This is a genomic window from Paenibacillus sp. FSL M8-0212, from assembly GCF_038004645.1.
GTDB lineage: Bacteria > Bacillota > Bacilli > Paenibacillales > Paenibacillaceae > Paenibacillus.
Genome location: NZ_JBBORP010000001.1, coordinates 5,485,566 through 5,503,337 on the forward strand (window position 1 = coordinate 5,485,566; position 17,772 = coordinate 5,503,337).

The following is a 17,772-nucleotide window of genomic DNA, read 5'->3' on the forward strand; positions in this document are numbered from 1 at the left end:
GGATGAAATCTTATGGAATCTTCGGAAATCTTCAATATAGTTGAGTTAACACTAGAGGGTTTGAAGAAAAGATTAGATAGTAATAATTCATTATTAATACAAGGTTCAACTGGTTATAGTGAGCCTGCAAGATTTACGTTTTATCCGGGTTCATCTAATCAGGAGATCGATTCTTTATTTGAAGAGTTAAATTTAGTTATTCCTTGGGACTATAAAGCTTTTTTACTAAATCATAATGGAGCAGATCTATTCGTGCATCCTTTTTACGGAGGGGGGATCCAATTGTATAGCTTAAACATGATTCGACAGGTGTACATTGATTATGATTATGTTAGCATGATACCGCAGGGTTGGATTCCAATAGGTTCGGATAATGGAGATATGCTTTTTATAAATACGAATGAATGCATTGATAGATTTTCTAGCTATTTGTATTGGACTGAAATGTTGTTCGTTGATAGCGCAATTAAGGTAAATATGAATTTTGAGAGATGGTTTGAAAGACTGATTATATGTAATGGCGCACATTTCTGGAATTGGAATAATGAAAATTCTGAACGTTATTATAAGCATTTACATGGACACATTGAAAATGTAAATAATTATGATGGCAAGAACTATACGCTCACTTTGTCAAAGAAGGATTAATGGCTTCATTTTAGAATAAAGAACTTCAATTTATATTAATCTCTCTAGAAGGAGTCGAATAAATGAGCCCTCCAAAACATATCTTATCTGCCGCTGCAATCGTGATCAACGAACAAAATGAATTATTACTTATTAGAGGACCACGAAGAGGATGGGAAATGCCAGGTGGTCAAGTGGAAGAAGGAGAATCTCTAAGTCAAGCTGCGATCAGAGAAACAAAAGAGGAGTCCGGAATCGACATCGAAATCATCAAATTCTGTGGAATATTTCAAAATATCGAGAATTCAATCTGTAACACATTATTTCTAGCCAAACCAATAGGAGGAGAATTAACGACATCATTGGAGAGTTTAGAGTCTGGTTTCTTTCCAATTGAAGAAGCGATTTTAAAAGTCGAATGGAAAAACTTCAGAGAAAGAATAGAGTATTGCTTAAAACCTGAGATGCAACCTTTTTGCATTGAGTTCAGTGATAAGAATAATATTTAAAATTCTCCGAAAAGGAAGTTCAATCAATGAAACGAGTCGATGTAAATCGTCGGAGGGAGAGAAGAGATATCAAGACCAGACGAAATCTCTGAGATTGCATGGTTGGATATAACACAGGCAGATGAGCTTATGCCTTACTACAAGAACGGCTTTAAAAGCTTACTTTATGGCAATGAGATTACATATTTCAACGAAGGTAACAAGTAATGTTCTGAATGTAGTGTATAAAGGAGGCTATCAGATGAACAAGCACAGTGTTTATGAAACAAACAGCTTTTATTGGGATACAAAAGGGAATGACTTTTTAAGAGCAATCGTGCTTCCACATTATGGAGCATTTATCTCAGAAGAAAAACACCAACTTTTTGGTGATGTCTCAGGATTAAAGATGTTAGAGGTGGGCTGTGGAAATGGTCAATTCTTGCAGTATCATGGAGACCGCAAAGCTGGTGAGCTATGGGGTATGGATATATCCCAGAAACAGATAGAAAAGACACAACAACACTTGAGAACATACGGTATTTCTGCAACATTGATATGTTCACCCATGGAAGAGGAATGCGGTATTCCTACTAATTATTTTGACGCTGTGTATTCGATTTATGCCATAGGTTGGACAACCGATCTTGAAATTACTTTCAGCCGAATCGCTTCTTTAAAGAAAGATGGCATTTTTATTTTCAGCTGGTCTCATCCAATTCATAGATGTGTCGTTGAAGAAAATGATAGATTTGTCTTCAATAAGCCATATTCTGATGAATCTTGGTATGAGGTGTCTCCTGATTTTTGTCAGGGAGAATTAGTTTTAGCTGATCGTCAAATATCAACCTATGTCAACGCGTTAGCAAAAGCGGGATTTGTCATTGAACAAATGATAGAAGAATCCGATGAGGATATCATGCAATTACATAATCATAGCGATAGTCTCCTTAAAAGAGCGAAGATGTTACCTGTATCCTTTGTGATTAAAGCAAGAAAACGGTGATTAAATGAAATGAATCGGAGAGTGGGTTATGTTTAAATATCAAATGGATACTGCTACCTATATATCGCTATTGGCAATGAAAGATGCACCCCAATTATATAATTTGATCGATCGAAACAGGGATCATATAGGAGCGTGGTTGAAGTTCCCCAGTATGACATTAACAGAAGATGATTCAAGAAATTTCATCAAGGGAACACGTATACGCTATGCTCAAGATGATGGTTATTGGTTAGGAATCTGGTGCGGAGACGAGCTTGCTGGTTCTATTGGATACTTATACATTGATCAAGAAAACAAGAAGACTGAAATAGGATATTGGCTAGGTCAGGAATATGAGGGTAGGGGACTTATTACAAAATCGATTAAAGTGTTAATTGCTCACGCATTTGATGAACTTGAATTAAATAAAGTTGAAATTGGCATAGCAACAGACAACTTCAAAAGCCGCGCAATTCCTGAAAAATTAGGCTTTCAACGTGAAGGTGAATTAAGAGATTACGAATATATTAATGGTGCATATTTAAACAGGATTATTTATGGCTTGAAAGCAGATCAATGGAGAACGTAATAAATCAAAATTTATTTTAACTAAAGGGGCTTGTTATGAGAAAATTACCGCTGTTTGTAGTGACAGGCGCAAGTGGAACAGGAAAAACAACGATCTCTTCGCTTGTTCGCAAGCAACTTCCCGAATTTGACGTCTTTGATATGGATATCATCGATAACGTGGATTGGCAGATTGCCAAAGAGAATTGGTTGAGGATTGCGTATAACATATCGCTAAGTGGACGAGGGACTGTTTTATGCGGAACGATGGTGCCGGAAAATATTACATCATCCGATTACATAGATCGATTTGATCGAATTCTATATATGAATTTACATTGTGACGATGTTACACGCGAGATGCGTTTAAGAGCTCGTGGGTGGGACGAGAACCTGGTTGAAGATCACAAGAATTTTGCAAATTGGTTACTCCAGAATTCGGAAACTGCGTTTGACCCGCCAATGCAAACAATTGATACGACAGAACTTACAGCAGTGGGAGTAGCTGAACAAGTTAAAGAATGGGTTTTAAAGAACTGGTGCGAGGAATGAACACCTAAAATAACCTGATAGTTAGATTGAGTGGAGGAACAGGATGCTACCTTTTCAAGTGAATGAATCTATTGTATTAAAGCTGATCCAATCTCAAGATAGAGATGAGTTGTACGCGTTGATTGATGAGAATAGAAAGTACTTGAGAGCGTGGTTACTCTGGGTTGATAAAAGACAATCGCCCAGCGATTTAGATTCTGTAATAGAAGTATGGACACATAATTATGAAGAGAGGAACGGTTTTGATTCCGGAATATGGTTCAATGAACAATTGGTCGGGATGTTAGGATTGCATTATATTGATTGGACTAATCGAGCAACGAGCATTGGATATTTTTTAGCTGAGTCAGCACAGGGCAAAGGAATCATTACCAAATCAATAGAACAATTGCTTAAATATCTCTTTAACGAGTTGAAGTTAAATCGTGTAATCATTCAATGTGCAGAAAACAATTTTAAAAGCAGAGCAATACCTGAGAAAATCGGATTTACAAATGAGGGTACATCCAGAGAAGCTCAATGGGTCTATGATCATTATGAGAATGTTGTGACTTATAGTTTATTGTCTAGTGAATGGCATACTTAAACGGTAGAGTACGTCATCTTGATGAGACGAAGGAGGTCACGAATTGTTTCTCAATGTATTACTTTGGTTGATTATTCTCTGGGTGATCTCCCTGTATTTCAGTTTTCCTAAGAAAGATCGCATGTACACAGTCAATGTGCCGAGCACATATTACATTCAATCTTCAAATCGGTTGGATATTCAGAAAAACTACGAATGCGCTGCATTTTCCAGTGCGTTTGTCTTGAGACATTTCGGGGTGGAGTCCAACGGAACAAAGATTTATAAAACCTATCCTCGCAAATTACTGGATGGAACCGTATATCCCAAAGCGGTCGTTGTTTTTTTCAGAAAACTAGGATATCAGGCAATGTACTTACGAGGAAATGTGAATACGTTGAAGAAACAGATCAGTCAGGGTGTGCCTGTTATTTTATTTATTAGAGTACATCCCAAACAACGTTATTTGCATTTTGTTCCCGTCGTTGGCTATGATGAAACACATTTTTACTTGGCAGAATCGTTAGACCACAAGATTAATTGTGATGAAGAATATTACAATCGAAAAATCAGCATAAGTGAACTCAACATGTTATGGAGGTCGTGGTTACCTTTTTCTCAAAACTCCTATATCGTCGTACACCCGACGCAGATTTAAGACGGCTCTCTTTCAATGGGCATGATTTATTAGCTTTAAACGAACTAATCGGCATTATTCGGAACGTCTGCGTGGTTAAATCATGAAACTCATGCCCAAATGGCATGAGTTTTTTTGAACAAATATCGCTACGCAAACCAGCTCGCCTCAATTAATGGTTATGAACAATTTAGATCAACCGTATGGGCGGTGTGATATCCATTTTATTGTTTTTTCTGGGAATTAGCTGAGTTTTTTACTAAAATGGTTGTTCGTCCACGCATCTTTTCATCTACATACGTACATTAAACCATGTCTATAGGGAGGTGTCCACACTGTGAGTCATTCAGAAGTGAAGAAACGTATGAAGAGAAAAAAGGCAATATTACATCCGTGTAAAGTTAAAAGAAAAGAACGCCGATTAAAAGTGGTCAAAAAGTTTGTTCAAGTAAAATGTCCGCCTCCAGAAGTGAATATATCTACCCCTACTGTTGTTGGCCCAACAGGACCCCAAGGTATGCAAGGCGTACAGGGCGTACAAGGTATTCCAGGTAGACAAGGGGTTGAAGGGCCACCTGGAGCTCAAGGACCAGCGGGGGGGCCACCTGGACCACAAGGACCTCAGGGACAGCCTGGTCCTGCTGGAGCGGTAGGCTCTCAAGGTCCGGTCGGACCTGCTGGACCTATGGGAGCACAGGGGATTCCGGGAGAAGCAGGGGCTGTAGGGCCACAAGGTCCGCAAGGTAATCCCGGACCTGCCGGAGCAATTGGACCTCAAGGTTTTCCTGGAGCAGTGGGTTCGACAGGACCAGCAGGTGCAACGGGAGCAGTAGGCCTGACAGGTGCGACTGGAGTAACTGGTCCCGCTGGTGCCACAGGAGTTACAGGTGCGACAGGAGCAGCTGGAGGCGTACTGGGGTTCGCTGACTTTTTCGCGCTGATGCCACCTAATAATGCTGCAACGGTTGCTCCAGGTGCAGATGTTAACTTCCCTCAAGATGGTCCAACAAGTGGAACGACGATCTCTCGCACGGGCCCTAGTTCATTCAATCTGGCAGCCATTGGTACGTATTTAGTTATGTTCCAGGGGAGTATGAATGAAGCCGGGCAACTTATGTTAACACTCAATGGTGCTGATCTTTCCAATTCGGTAGTGGGACGGGCAACAGGTACAAGTCAGATGCCAGGAATGGCTCTCGTTCAAACAACAGTAATAAATTCAATACTAACCGTACGAAATCCAGCTGGTAATCCCACTGCATTAACCATGACGCCTCTTGCGGGCGGAACAAGACCTGTATCGGCACATCTTGTGATCACACAAATAGCGTGAATCCGGTAATAGGCTAGGCTAATTGTCCTCAGCTTTATTAAATATGCATCCACAATGGTAACATGGGTTTGCTTGAACTGAGATAACAGTATTTCCTTGAAGCTGTTATCTCAGTTGGAGCGGATAATGGTACAGGAGTAACTACATATCGGATACCCTTTTTGTTTTTTGAGGAATGGTGAAAACGTCACCACTAATTATTTTTTCAGTTGTTAATATGATAAAATATTGGAAAAACCTCAGAGGTGAGTACATGAAGAATGGACACTGGAGAAAAATAACATGGGTTGTTGCGGCATTATTATTAATCATGATCACGGCTTGCAGCGATAGCAAATTCAATCCAAACGAATTTTCAAAACAGGATCTGGCTGTGACGAAGACCGACAGTGAGGATAAGATTACTTATGGAATGAGTCAGGAAGAAGCGGAGAAAATCCTCGGTCAGGGAACATCAACCGGTGTGGGTCAATCCTATCAATACAATAACGGGATCACGATTGGCTATAGGGATGCCAAGGTCGTTAGTATCATCTTGAACAAGGACTCGAAAGGGTACTTTAAGACGGCTCGCGAGGCAGAGGCGGGGATGACACATCAAGAGATTCTTGATCTGTATGGCAAGGAACATGTTTTGGTCGAATCTGAACGTAATATCGATTATGCCTATCATATTCAGAAGGAAACATTCCTGGATGAGAAGTCGCTGCAAGCGGAAAAAGATGATCTGGCTATCTATCGTGCATCGTTTATGCTGACAAAAGAGGGACAGGTTAATCAGGTTATATTGTCGGATCAACGATTTGCAACAACCTTTAAGTAAAACATGGCTGCTAGGCAGTAGAATATTAGATAATGAAATAGTACTTATTTTCGTATGAGGCAACCCTTCGGTATTCTGCCGGAGGGTTTTCCCCTCACACCGTTCGATTTCAATCCGGATAACAAGTTCTTTGTTTACGTGCATATACATTACAGGAGACGGGTCAAGACTCCGGCTGTCCTAAGTTGTATGAACGGAGGGAGAGACATGGGCATTGAATCATCTTGGATGTTTGATTTGTTTGGAACCGTCTTTCCGGTTGTATTTGTTCTGATTATAGGTATAGTCCTTCTGTCGATGGGAAAGGAGGTATGGAGGTGGGGACGCAACAACTCGGAGCCGCTATTGACCGTGCCTTCACGAATCACCAGCAGACGGATGAAGATGAGTCAGTCGCAATCTGAACCAGGCAGTACAGCACGAACGTTATATTACGTCACCTTTGAAGTAGAAAGTGGAGATCGGCTCGAATTCAAAGTCAATGGCGAAGAGTATGGTTTGTGTGCTGAGGGGGACGAAGGACGGCTCTCGTTCAAAGGAACGCGTTATGTAGGCTTCGAGCGATATAATCGCGTATATTCCGAACGCCTACGTGGTTAAACTGAGCAGCTTACGCCAGAATGGCGTGAGTTTTTTTTGATTATTTGTTGGACAAGCGTTTCTTAATGGGCCTAACGTGTTTTTATATAAGAAGAGGCTTATAAGATTATGATCGAAGGATCATTACAATAGAGGAGGCAATCAATATGTCATTTACAGATCAGGTCGTTGTTGTAACCGGGGCCGCTCAGGGAATAGGACGAAGTGTGGCTGAGGCTTATGCGGTCGCTGGAGCCAAAGTTGTACTTGCCGATCACAAGGAAGCCGAGGGTGCCGCAGCCGCAGCTTCCATTCGTAATGAAGGCGGAGAAGCCATTTTTGTTCAATGTGATGTTCGGAGCGAGCAGGATATTACGAATCTTTTTCGGACAACCGTGGAAGAATTCAAACAAATTGATGTTTTGGTGAATAATGCAGGACTCGCCAAGTGGAAGTCACCCTATGAGCTGACGCTGGAAGAATGGGACGATGTACTCAATACCAATGTGAGAAGTTGCTTTTTGGCGAGTCGGGAAGCAGCCAAACATATGAAAAGTAATGAACATGGGGGTGCCATTATCAACATGGCTTCTACCCGTGCGCTGATGTCTGAGCCGGATACCGAAGCTTATGCCGCATCCAAAGGAGCGATTGTAGCTCTGACGCATGCGCTGGCGGTCTCACTGGGCAAGGACCAAATTCGGGTCAATTGTATCAGTCCGGGATGGATTGAGACAGGAGACGTGGAGAAACTGAAAAAGGAGGATCATGAACAGCATCCCTCCGGTCGTGTGGGTGTTCCTTCGGATATCTCCCGTGCTTGTTTATATTTATCTGACCCAAGCAATACCTTTGTCACAGGGACCAACCTCGTTATTGATGGAGGCATGACCCGAAAAATGATATATGAGGACTAGAACCGGGATTGAGCCGGGCGAGCCCTAAGATTTTCCAACATAAGAGTAATAAGCCCAAGTTAAGCACTTGGGCTTATTTGTTTTTAATAACTCGGTTGCTATAATAAATGTGATTTTACAACAGTAGAGGAATGGAGGGAGTATATGTTCGGGAAACAATCCCGGAAGGTATTTTGGCTGTTACTGCTGATCGGAGGGATGATAATGATAGGGAATGAGTCACCTGCTGAAGCAGACGGCGCAGATATACGGGCGGCCTGGGTATGGCAGGCACAGTCTGTTAGCAACGGAGATGAGCTGTTGGCCAATGCAGCTAAACATAAGATAAACAGGCTGTACGTGAATGTAGACATGACGCTGTCCAAGGAGGTATACCAGACGTTTATAGCCAAAGCAAGCCGTGCGGGTATTGCGGTTGAAGCGCTGGGAGGCGATCCATCCTGGGCACTCAGTGGCCGTGAAGGCCCCATGCTCAGATTAGCGTCGTGGGTAAGTGATTACAATCAAGCTGCTGAGCCCAACGAGCAATTTGATGCCATACATCTGGATATCAAGCCCTATGTGTTACCAGCCTGGAAAGAAGATGCTAAGCCACTGGTACAATCCTGGGTAGCCAATATGAATCTGTTATTTGAGCAAGTGAGACAGGATGGCGCAGTTGCAGTGAATATTGATTTGCCATTCTGGCTGGATTCGTACACCGTCACAGGAAATAGAGTTTCTGAAGATGCAGATAACGAACCATTGTCACATTGGTTCATTGAACGAGTGGAGCATGTCACTTTACTCGCTTACCGTGATAATGCGCAAGGGAACAATGGTGTCATACGTTTGATTGAACAGGAAATGAACTGGGCAGATGCTAGCAATGTGAGCGTCACGGTTGGGTTGAACACCAAGCCCATGCCTGGCGAGGAGTTCACGACATTTGCGGGTAAAGGTGCAGCACAACTGGAAAGTGTTATTGAAGAAGTTGCCTCCGCATTCAGCGGACATACTTCTTACGCCGGTTCTGCTGTACATGACATCGTATACTGGGGACAACTGGAGCCGTCAGAACTGCCATCACCGGAGATTCCATCTAATCAGCCAGAGATTCGGGGAACATATATCTGGGAGGCCTCTCAGGTGACGAATGACGGGGGAGAGCACATACTAGCGTTTGCTAGAGAGCAGAATATTAACTGGTTGTATGTTCGATTAGATCTGGATCAACCCTATTCCAGTTACCGCAGTTTTGTGAAACGGGCAAAAGCGCAGGGCATTGAGATCCATGCGATGGGTGGACATCCCATCTGGGGCAAAAAGGAGAATCGTCCACGCATTCAGCGGTTGATTGATTATGTGAAAAACTATAATGCTGAATCCGAGCCGGATGAACGATTTGAAGGCATCCATCTGGATATTGAGCCGTACACTTTGCCAGAGTGGGAGAATAGTCGGGACACCTTATTGACCGAATGGGCTGCCAACATTACATTTTTCCAGGAAGAAACGAAGAAGGACAGTGATCTCGAAACAAGCGCAGACCTTGCTGTATGGCTGGATAGCTTCGCGTTGCCAGGAAAGGATACATCTGTAGCGGAGTTTATGATCCGTACACTCGATCATGTGTCGCTGATGGCTTTCCGTAACAACGCCGAAGGTTCCAATGGGATTGCTGCTGTTGTGAGTCAGGAGATGGAGATCGCGGATCGTTTCGGTAAAAGGTTGATGATTTCGGTAGAAATGAAGCAGAACCATGAAGGTCCTCATATTTCTTTTTATGAAAAAGGGGCAGCGGAGATGGAACTTCAGCTTGCCAAGCTTCCGGATCTGCTGGCCGAACATCAGGCTTACCAAGGCAACATTGTTCATGCCTATGATTATTGGATTGAAGCCAAGCCTTAAACAGGCGAGTATTATAAGAAACGAGTTGCTTCGGGACTTCACCTTGGGTGAGGTTCCGGGCTTTTTTTTATGGAAAAAAGATGGAATCGTGTCACCGAATGGGCTCCTGCACAATACGATGTACGGTGATGAACAGCTGAAACAAGGGAGGAAACAGACTATGGCTGTTATTAAAGCCAACTCAGAGGACGTCAAGCTGCTGGCTAGGCTCATGAGGGCAGAGGCTGAAGGTGACGGCGAACAGGGTATGTTGCTTGTGGGCAATGTAGGTGTGAACCGGGTGCTAGTGGATTGTCTGGACTTTAAGGATATTCGCGATATCAATCGTATGGTATTCCAGAATCCAGGAGGCTACGAGTCAACACAGAAGGGGTACTTTTACCAACGGGCAAGACAGTCCGAGATTCGTCTCGCACAACGGGTGATCAATGGAGAGCGCATCTGGCCAGCAAGCAATTCATTGTGGTTTTTCCGACCTGTGGGCGACTGCCCACCAACGTGGTATGACCAGCAAAATACAGGACGTTTCAAAGCGCATTGTTTCTTCAGTCCGACAGGCGATGACTGTCCGGAAGTATATTAAATTTTGGGAGGAATCACCATGATTAATCAGCCTTATCAACCAACGACTCAAACACTGGGTCAACAAGCGAATTCTGTATTGGGTCAACAAGCCAATTCTCAGGTTCAAGGTACGTCTTACAAAATTGGTAACGGAATGCCTGCCATGTCACCAACGCCAGGGATGGTATCACCAAGCTCGACAAGTGTACCCCCACTCGTATCCAGTGGAAGCCCAATGACACCAACGGGTGCAGTGATTACAACAACGGCTCCACAGTTTGAGCAGTCATACATTGAGAATATTTTACGTCTGAACCTTGGTAAATTCGGTACGTTCTACATGACATATGAAGGCAATAAAGAATGGAACGCTCGCATATTCCAAGGTATTATTGAAGCAGCGGGCCGTGACCATATTATCATCAGTGACCCTAAGACAGGAAGACGGATCATGCTGTTGATGGTCAACTTCGACTATGCTACATTTGATGAGCCGTTGTTGTATCAATATCCAGGAGTGGTAGGCAATTACCCGCAAGCTCCAAGCAGATAATCATTGGCACCTCATCATTTTGATTGATAACTGACATGTCTAACACATACTGATATACTTTGCTGTCCTGAATGTGGAGGTAATCCGCAGACAGGACAGCTTTTCACATAAACATATATACGAAGGTTACTATAGGTTTAGAGTCATACGTAACCTTTTGGCGATAACATGGCACTTATACATGAATAGAACAAGCAGCATGCTTATATGAAGGGAGTCCATAGCATTGAATTCATGGATTGAAGGAGCGATGAAGGGCGAACCTGAAGCTTACGCACAACTGATGTCTCAATATCGCGGGATGGCTCTTGCTGTTGCCTATCACCGACTGGGGGATACGTTTTGGGCTGAAGATGTCGTACAGGAGGCGTTTACTGAAGCCTTTGGCAATCTGTCCAAGTTGGAGGACTCGGAGGCTTTTCCCGGGTGGTTCAAGGTGATCGTGGAGAGGCAGTGTTATCGCTGGCTAAGACGCAAGCAACATACCATGATTCCAGTTCAGGAGCTGGAGCATGTATTCCATGAAGAGGATCAGGCGCATAATCCGGAAAAACAAGCGGTGCAAAACGAAATGCATCGTACGCTGCGTGATTCTATTGCAATACTGCCATCATCGATGCGGATTGCTGTTGAACTGTTTTATTTGGAAGGATACTCGCTCAAGGAAATATCGGATTTCCTCGGGGTCAAGGTACCTGCATTAAAGAAAAGACTGTTCGATGCCAGATCCAAACTCAAGCGCTCTATGCCTGTAAGGGATCTGGTCTCTGTATTCAGTGACTTGTATGAAGGGGGAAAAGGATTGTTACACATTATGAATGGGGATCACGCTGCCAATCGTTTAAGAGAGAGTGGAATTCAGGGAGACATCCTGGTATGGAGAGAATTGTACACGTTTGGACCGGTAGCCAAAGATATGAAAGATGCAAAGGAGCGGAAGAATCGGGCATCCGTATTAGAGCGGCAGTTGGGTATTCCACAGACGGAATACTTGAAGATTGAGGAGCTTGAACGCAAGTTGCAGTCGTTTCAACAATATAAGGAAATTGTCTTATGGTTCGAATACGATCTCTATGATCAGACGATGTTATCGTATCTGTTACATTATTTCAGAGGACAAGCACTCCAAAATACGAAACTGAATCTGCTCTGTATTGACTCGTATCCAGAGATTGAGCACTTTAGAGGACTGGGGCAGCTTACCTCCACACAGATTAAACGTCTGTCCGGCAGTTGGCATGTGATTGAGAGAAACGAGTTACAAGCCGGTGCACAGTTCTGGGAAGCCTATACGTCGACTGATTTCCGGCATCATCTGGATTACTTGCAGGCAGACACTTCTGCACTACCCTTTGCAAAAGCTGCCTTTAAGGCACATTTGTCCCGTCTGCCATCTGTATCGAACGGTCTGGGGCTGATTGAGCAGACCACACTGGAGACCATTAGAGCAGGGGTAGAGCATCCGTATCCATTATTTCGCGAGGTAGGGGACAAGCTGCACATTCTCGGAATGGGTGATCTAGAATACTGGGCACATCTGAAACGGATGACAGAAGGGCCCCATGCTTTACTTCAGATGAGCGGTGCAACAACTTTCCCTAATTTCAAGCAGCATGATGAAAAATTCCGTGACGGAGTCCTGTCGCTAACGGAACTCGGAATTCAGGTGTTGAATGAAGAAGTCGATTGGGCACTGCTGAAGCAGGATGAATTCTGGATCGGTGGATTGCATAACGCAAGCGGGAAACAAGCCAAGTGGCGCTGGAACCCCGCTTCGGAAACCGTAGTGGAGATTGAGTCGACATCGTAATTAGCAGATAGAGTCTGAGAAAATAAAGTATTGCAAAAAGAGAGTATCTAGCCATGTCGAAGCATGAGCGAGGATGCTCTCTTTGGTTTGGTTATGGTAGATCATTGTTTGTGAAATGTTAAAAAAACAGCGTAATCGAGACTTTTGTTAAAGAAAAAGGGCGTTTGTGCCATTTCGTTGTCATAGGACACGGATTGACTGTGTAGTGTAGAATTATATAATAAAAGAAGCATATCTTTTTTATTCGACAGAACAAGGTGGAGGTGGAAGCATTGGGAAGTTGAAATTGCATATGAGCGGCAGAATGGCAAATATCCTACATTTTCGAAGGAGGTGGACCTATTTGCCGAAGAATGACGGCAAATAGGATGAAAATTTGAGTGACCCCTTACCGAGTATTTTAAATTTAGTAATAATTGGTTTACTTGTATTAATGAATGGTTTCTTTGTGTCGGCGGAATTCGCGATGGTGAAAGTTCGTGGAAGCCGGATTGAGGCTTTGGTGGAAACAGGCAACAAAAATGCCATCTATGCTTCCAATATCGTACGTAATCTGGATGCATATCTATCAGCTTGCCAACTAGGTATAACTTTGGCTTCACTGGGACTCGGGTGGCTGGGAGAACCGGCAATTGCACATCTGTTAGAGCCCATGTTTACCGCATTTGGACTGGGACCAGTCTACGTTCATGGAATCTCTATTGCCATTGCATTTGTGATTATTACGATCTTGCACATTGTACTGGGAGAACTTGCTCCCAAAACGATGGCGATTCGAAAGTCTGAGACGATCACGTTGTGGTCTGCGGCTTTGCTAACGTTCTTCTACAAGTTAATGTATCCATTCATATGGGCACTGAACGGTATGGCTAACGGCTTGTTGAGACTGTTCCGAATGGCACCAGCTTCGGAGATGGACGACGCGCATAGTGAAGATGAATTACGTATTCTCATGAAAGAAAGCAATAAGAGCGGTTTAATTGATAACACTGAATTAGCACTTGTTGATAATATATTTGATTTTACGGATACAACCGCCCGTGAAATTATGATTCCGCGGACGGAAATGATCTGTCTGAATGCCAATGAGTCCATGCTGGAGAATCTGGAGATTGCCAGCGAAAGTATGCGAACAAGGTATCCGGTATATAACGGAGACAAGGATCATATTATCGGCTTTATTCACATTAAGGATCTGATGCGATCCCAACTTACGGATACCATCTCCGTAATCCGGCCCATCCTGGCTGTGCCAGATACCACCCTGATCAGTGATCTGCTCAAGCGGATGCAGCGTAGCAAGACACAGATTGCGATTCTGATTGATGAATATGGCGGAACCTCCGGGCTTGTCACGCTTGAAGATATCATGGAAGAGATCGTTGGTGAGATTCAGGATGAGTTCGACCAAGAGCGTCCTGCCATTGAGCAAGTGGATGAGATGGAATACTCCATTGATGGTTTGATGCTGATTGAAGAAGTCAGCGAACGATTTGGACTGGAGATGGATCGTGCCGATTACGATACAATCGGGGGCTGGTTATACTCCAGAGTAGATGCCATTCCACCTGAGGTCGGTCAATCGGTTGAGTATGGGGGTTATGTATTTGTCATTCAAGAGACAGAGCATAAGCGGATTTCCCGAGTAAATGTGATTAAGCTGGAACTGTTGGTTGAAGAAGAAGGCGCGTAGCCAGATCGAAATTGTAACGAATGAAGCTGTATGGTGACGTAATGGTCAACGTACAGCTTCTTTGCATACTCATGATTCTTTGGGTGCATGAATGACAATATCAGCATAACGGTTCTCCGTGACAAAGCTATTTTTGATATCAATTCGCTTATAAGTGACGTAAACATTCTCTCCAGGAGCGAGATCATGCTGGATATTCAGCTTTTTTCGAGTGGATTGGGTTGTTGTTGGTGTTTTAATAGTAATGATGTCGTACATATCAACGAAAGTAACCTCGTAAGAATTGTAGTCCCCCACCTTAGTAGTGGATAACACCGGATTTTGCTTATACTGGGTTAGGTGATCATTCACCATGCCAAATGTTACAGGTAACACATAAAACAGAAGTACCAGAGGCAGAAGGCAGAAAGCAATCCCGAAAACACGTAAAAATTGGACATGGGAGAGGGTGCGACCGCTCTGCTTGAGGAAAAGAAAAGCAAGGATGGGAGACAGTACAAGTCCCCAGATCATAAAGGGCAATACATAGCGGTCAATCCCCATACTTATCCAGCTTTCACGGGCTGTAGCCAATAAATATATTAAGGTCCCTGCGGTAAGCGCACTCACCAAGATAACAAGCCAACGTTTGAACGAGCCGGAAACTTGTATATGTAGTTCATTCGGATTGGAGCTGTGACGATGCCTTTTGGATTTGGATTGAAATTTACTCAAGTTACACACCTCATTTGCAAATCTTATTGGTTAATATGGTTTCGTGTATCCATTACCCAATACATACGGGCTGGAATAATCTAGGTTTCAACCATGCTGGAGATGCATGCAAAGACAAAAGACGCTGCCGACAGAAACATCGGAGCGTCTAATTTTTTTTGAAACCTGTCACCCGATCCGTCCGTTTATACCCTTACACAAAATCAAGTATGGAAGCGGAGGATGGATCAATATGCGGAAAATGAATAATAAGAGTGCAGCATCTATGCTAAAAATAACCTTTGTTGCCTTGTTAATGGTGCCAACAATCCTGGCTATACCTACGTCCGAACCAGCCGTTGCAAGCCCGATGATCAACGTGTCCTCTGGTGCCCTTACAGCTCCGCCACCGCCAGAACCATCCATCCATTCGCTTGCTACCACTCGAGAACTTGGACATATCTATCAAGCGGTCGGTGCACTCATTCCTGGGGGTGGACTATCGGCTATCGTCAATACCAAGACCATGACATATACAGCAATGAAGACACTTTCCGTAGATTATCGACTTGAGCGCTGGACAGGAACAGCATGGGTAACTTTTAAAGCCAGTTCCAACAATGCAACGAAGACAAACTTACTGAATGCCACATCGGATTGGACCGTTATGCCAGGATACTATTATCGCGTTACCAGTATCCATACAGCGTATGATGGAAGTACCACGGAAACAAGCAAACATGTCTCTGGCACCGTATTATTCTGATCTTATCGACGGGTGCTGCCGGGAAACTTCTGCTCTTGAAAATCGTTGGCAATAGCAGTCATTTCTTCTTCCGAAAGGGTGCCAAACAGACTCATATTGTTGGAACCCATCATCCATTGAAAGGAGTTATAGGGTGGGCCGATATACATCAGTGCTTCCGTGCCATCCGCCAGCTTTACGGTGCTCATATCACGAAGCATGGCCCCTTCAATTTTCTCCCCAGGCATGACATAGATATAATCAAACTGGATAATCTCATCTTCTATGCTTTTGCCTTCACTGGTATATTGAACTCTCATTTGGTTGGACTCATAATAATCTTCTGGATTCACAGGGTTTTCAGTATCGAGCACGAGTTCGAATTTGACCTTGTTGAATCGCTCGGGAATGGCCTTGGATAAAAGAAAGTCACCCATGAACCCTTCACGTGCAATCTCTTCCGTAACAAGTACTGGACGAAACTGATGGCTCGATAACTCATACGAAGGTGTATTTAGAGCCTCTTCTTCTTGTACTTTAAGAATGTCGTCCAAGCTGGTTTCTGGTGGTGGAGGCGTTTTGGCTGTTGACGGATCAGCCCCCAGATGGGTCGTGCGATCCTCGATAATAATGGATTTCATGCCATTGCCCCAATCCTTGATGGATTGCACAAAAGGGGATACTGCTTGCGTACCGGACGGCAGGCTGAAAATAACGGCCCCAATAGTTACGGATGCAGCGACTACAACAGACAGCCGTAAAGTACGTATTCTTTTTTTGCGTAAACCGATTCTGTTAATTTCCCTGTGTACCTTCTGCCAGGATTGCTGCATGGATTCGGTATGGGAGGCGGAAGGGGCAGAGACGGCCTGATGGAAAGCCTCATCAAAAGCCAGATCAAACGCAGCGTCGAAATATTCATCTTCCAGCTCTGAATCGAATGGCTCCACAAGTTTATCGGACTTGCCTTTGCTCAATGCTTCCACCCCATTCCTTATGTAATTTCTTCTTGATACTGCCGCGGGCTCTGAACAAACGTTGCTTCACAATGTCTTCGGAGGTATCCAGCAGTTCGGCCATCTCTCGGTAGGAGAGACCTTTTTTCCACCGTAACTCCACCAGTACACGATATTCCGGTTTGAGCTGTCTGAGATAATATTCAATAGACTCTTCCATCATCTGCGTTTCTACCATGCTTTCCACGGAAGCTGCCGTCTGATTCATCGTCTCCATATCTATAAAAACACTATCCGTATCCACTTGGTTACGGTTATTTTTATTTTTTCTCAGATAATTAATAGCTGTGTTCCGCGTGACGACCTTGAGCCAGGCTTTCAGTTTGACCTCGTCTTCAAAGATGGGTTTGTTTTTAATGATTTTGATAAAAGCTTCCTGAATAATATCTTCTGCTGCAGCACGCTCCTTGATGATATAAACGATAAGACCATGTACCATATTATAATATTCATAATACACTTCTTCTTGAAGTGCAGAGCCTAAATTATGGAAATCTGAGGCTAGTAGTAACTGAAGCCGATTGGCCATGATGTTCTCCTTTCTGGTGAACAATCCACAAACATTGGTATCATTACATTTTACAACATAATATGGAAACGATACAATGGGAGGTTGGTCCGGGAAAAACCAGATGAGGGAAGTGTGTATAACATGCGGGAAAGTTTACTGAAAATTAATAAAAGGCCGTCTCGCGAACCATGAATACATGGTTGCAAGACAGCCTTTTCGAC

Annotated in this window: 20 protein-coding genes; 17 read left to right on the forward strand and 3 right to left on the reverse strand. The window is 43.5% G+C overall.

All coding sequences use genetic code 11. From position 1 onward, the window contains the following. Window positions 1-12 precede the first annotated feature (12 nt). The 16 genes from MKX68_RS24195 to MKX68_RS24270 all read left to right on the forward strand — a co-directional run bounded on the left by MKX68_RS24195 (window position 13) and on the right by MKX68_RS24270 (window position 14,586). Window positions 13-648: an SMI1/KNR4 family protein gene (locus MKX68_RS24195; RefSeq protein WP_340914310.1), complete on the forward strand. Its 636-nt coding sequence runs from the start codon at window positions 13-15 to the stop codon at window positions 646-648. 62 nt (window positions 649-710) lie between these two features. Beyond that, entirely contained in the window at window positions 711-1,136 is a 426-nt protein-coding gene (locus MKX68_RS24200) for an NUDIX hydrolase (protein WP_340914311.1), read from the forward strand. A 241-nt stretch (window positions 1,137-1,377) separates the two neighbouring features. Continuing rightward, window positions 1,378-2,121, forward strand: coding sequence for a class I SAM-dependent methyltransferase (locus MKX68_RS24205; RefSeq protein ID WP_340914312.1), 744 nt, complete (start codon window positions 1,378-1,380; stop codon window positions 2,119-2,121). 28 nt (window positions 2,122-2,149) lie between these two features. Continuing rightward, window positions 2,150-2,692, forward strand: a complete 543-nt coding sequence (locus tag MKX68_RS24210; protein WP_338587172.1) for a GNAT family N-acetyltransferase — start codon at window positions 2,150-2,152, stop codon at window positions 2,690-2,692. A gap of 35 nt (window positions 2,693-2,727) precedes the next feature. Further along, entirely contained in the window at window positions 2,728-3,222 is a 495-nt protein-coding gene (locus MKX68_RS24215; RefSeq protein ID WP_340914314.1) for an AAA family ATPase, read from the forward strand. 43 nt (window positions 3,223-3,265) lie between these two features. Next, window positions 3,266-3,808, forward strand: a complete 543-nt coding sequence (locus MKX68_RS24220) for a GNAT family N-acetyltransferase (RefSeq protein WP_339783322.1) — start codon at window positions 3,266-3,268, stop codon at window positions 3,806-3,808. A gap of 43 nt (window positions 3,809-3,851) precedes the next feature. Then, window positions 3,852-4,445, forward strand: coding sequence for a C39 family peptidase (locus MKX68_RS24225; RefSeq protein WP_340914315.1), 594 nt, complete (start codon window positions 3,852-3,854; stop codon window positions 4,443-4,445). Window positions 4,446-4,761: 316 nt separating this feature from the next. Then, window positions 4,762-5,757, forward strand: a complete 996-nt coding sequence (locus MKX68_RS24230) for a collagen-like protein (RefSeq protein WP_340914316.1) — start codon at window positions 4,762-4,764, stop codon at window positions 5,755-5,757. 253 nt (window positions 5,758-6,010) lie between these two features. Then, a complete protein-coding gene (locus MKX68_RS24235; protein WP_340914317.1) occupies window positions 6,011-6,580 on the forward strand; it encodes a hypothetical protein in 570 nt (189 codons plus the stop codon). Window positions 6,581-6,787: 207 nt separating this feature from the next. Beyond that, entirely contained in the window at window positions 6,788-7,180 is a 393-nt protein-coding gene (locus tag MKX68_RS24240) for a DUF2500 domain-containing protein (RefSeq protein WP_017688132.1), read from the forward strand. 146 nt (window positions 7,181-7,326) lie between these two features. Continuing rightward, complete coding sequence (locus MKX68_RS24245) at window positions 7,327-8,076, forward strand: glucose 1-dehydrogenase (RefSeq protein ID WP_076250310.1); 750 nt, start codon at window positions 7,327-7,329, stop codon at window positions 8,074-8,076. 204 nt (window positions 8,077-8,280) lie between these two features. Beyond that, on the forward strand, window positions 8,281-9,966 hold the full coding sequence (locus tag MKX68_RS24250) for a hypothetical protein (protein ID WP_340914318.1): 1,686 nt from the start codon (window positions 8,281-8,283) through the stop codon (window positions 9,964-9,966). 160 nt (window positions 9,967-10,126) lie between these two features. Further along, window positions 10,127-10,549, forward strand: a complete 423-nt coding sequence (locus MKX68_RS24255) for a cell wall hydrolase (RefSeq protein ID WP_074095421.1) — start codon at window positions 10,127-10,129, stop codon at window positions 10,547-10,549. An 18-nt stretch (window positions 10,550-10,567) separates the two neighbouring features. Next, the gene (gerQ, locus tag MKX68_RS24260; RefSeq protein WP_091029497.1) at window positions 10,568-11,083 is read left to right on the forward strand and encodes a spore coat protein GerQ; all 516 of its coding nucleotides are present in this window, start codon (window positions 10,568-10,570) and stop codon (window positions 11,081-11,083) included. A gap of 226 nt (window positions 11,084-11,309) precedes the next feature. Continuing rightward, entirely contained in the window at window positions 11,310-12,893 is a 1,584-nt protein-coding gene (locus MKX68_RS24265) for a sigma-70 family RNA polymerase sigma factor (protein WP_340914319.1), read from the forward strand. Between the two features lie 376 nt (window positions 12,894-13,269). Continuing rightward, entirely contained in the window at window positions 13,270-14,586 is a 1,317-nt protein-coding gene (locus tag MKX68_RS24270; protein WP_338587159.1) for a hemolysin family protein, read from the forward strand. A gap of 69 nt (window positions 14,587-14,655) precedes the next feature. Here the strand turns inward: MKX68_RS24270 and MKX68_RS24275 are convergent, their stop codons facing one another. Next, on the reverse strand, window positions 14,656-15,300 hold the full coding sequence (locus tag MKX68_RS24275) for a hypothetical protein (RefSeq protein ID WP_340914321.1): 645 nt from the start codon (window positions 15,298-15,300) through the stop codon (window positions 14,656-14,658). A gap of 265 nt (window positions 15,301-15,565) precedes the next feature. On the opposite strand from MKX68_RS24275, the gene MKX68_RS24280 reads away from it, so the two are divergent. Next, window positions 15,566-16,045: a hypothetical protein gene (locus MKX68_RS24280; RefSeq protein WP_340914322.1), complete on the forward strand. Its 480-nt coding sequence runs from the start codon at window positions 15,566-15,568 to the stop codon at window positions 16,043-16,045. A 2-nt stretch (window positions 16,046-16,047) separates the two neighbouring features. Here MKX68_RS24280 and MKX68_RS24285 read toward each other — a convergent pair whose 3' ends face one another. After that, on the reverse strand, window positions 16,048-17,001 hold the full coding sequence (locus tag MKX68_RS24285) for a hypothetical protein (protein WP_340914323.1): 954 nt from the start codon (window positions 16,999-17,001) through the stop codon (window positions 16,048-16,050). Continuing rightward, entirely contained in the window at window positions 16,979-17,569 is a 591-nt protein-coding gene (locus MKX68_RS24290; RefSeq protein ID WP_338587152.1) for an RNA polymerase sigma factor, read from the reverse strand. The genes MKX68_RS24285 and MKX68_RS24290 overlap by 23 nt, the downstream gene beginning before the upstream one ends. Window positions 17,570-17,772: the final 203 nt, after the last annotated feature.

Coding starts and splice junctions, on each gene's coding strand:
- MKX68_RS24235 (WP_340914317.1), top strand. CDS start 6,011: ATGAAGAATGGACACTGGAGAAAAATAACATGGGTTGTTGCGGCATTA.
- MKX68_RS24220 (WP_339783322.1), top strand. CDS start 3,266: ATGCTACCTTTTCAAGTGAATGAATCTATTGTATTAAAGCTGATCCAA.
- MKX68_RS24205 (WP_340914312.1), top strand. CDS start 1,378: ATGAACAAGCACAGTGTTTATGAAACAAACAGCTTTTATTGGGATACA.
- MKX68_RS24195 (WP_340914310.1), top strand. CDS start 13: ATGGAATCTTCGGAAATCTTCAATATAGTTGAGTTAACACTAGAGGGT.
- MKX68_RS24200 (WP_340914311.1), top strand. CDS start 711: ATGAGCCCTCCAAAACATATCTTATCTGCCGCTGCAATCGTGATCAAC.
- MKX68_RS24250 (WP_340914318.1), top strand. CDS start 8,281: ATGATAGGGAATGAGTCACCTGCTGAAGCAGACGGCGCAGATATACGG.
- MKX68_RS24255 (WP_074095421.1), top strand. CDS start 10,127: ATGGCTGTTATTAAAGCCAACTCAGAGGACGTCAAGCTGCTGGCTAGG.
- MKX68_RS24210 (WP_338587172.1), top strand. CDS start 2,150: ATGTTTAAATATCAAATGGATACTGCTACCTATATATCGCTATTGGCA.
- MKX68_RS24240 (WP_017688132.1), top strand. CDS start 6,788: ATGGGCATTGAATCATCTTGGATGTTTGATTTGTTTGGAACCGTCTTT.
- MKX68_RS24280 (WP_340914322.1), top strand. CDS start 15,566: ATGCTAAAAATAACCTTTGTTGCCTTGTTAATGGTGCCAACAATCCTG.
- MKX68_RS24245 (WP_076250310.1), top strand. CDS start 7,327: ATGTCATTTACAGATCAGGTCGTTGTTGTAACCGGGGCCGCTCAGGGA.
- MKX68_RS24215 (WP_340914314.1), top strand. CDS start 2,728: ATGAGAAAATTACCGCTGTTTGTAGTGACAGGCGCAAGTGGAACAGGA.
- gerQ (WP_091029497.1), top strand. CDS start 10,568: ATGATTAATCAGCCTTATCAACCAACGACTCAAACACTGGGTCAACAA.
- MKX68_RS24290 (WP_338587152.1), bottom strand. CDS start 17,569: ATGGCCAATCGGCTTCAGTTACTACTAGCCTCAGATTTCCATAATTTA.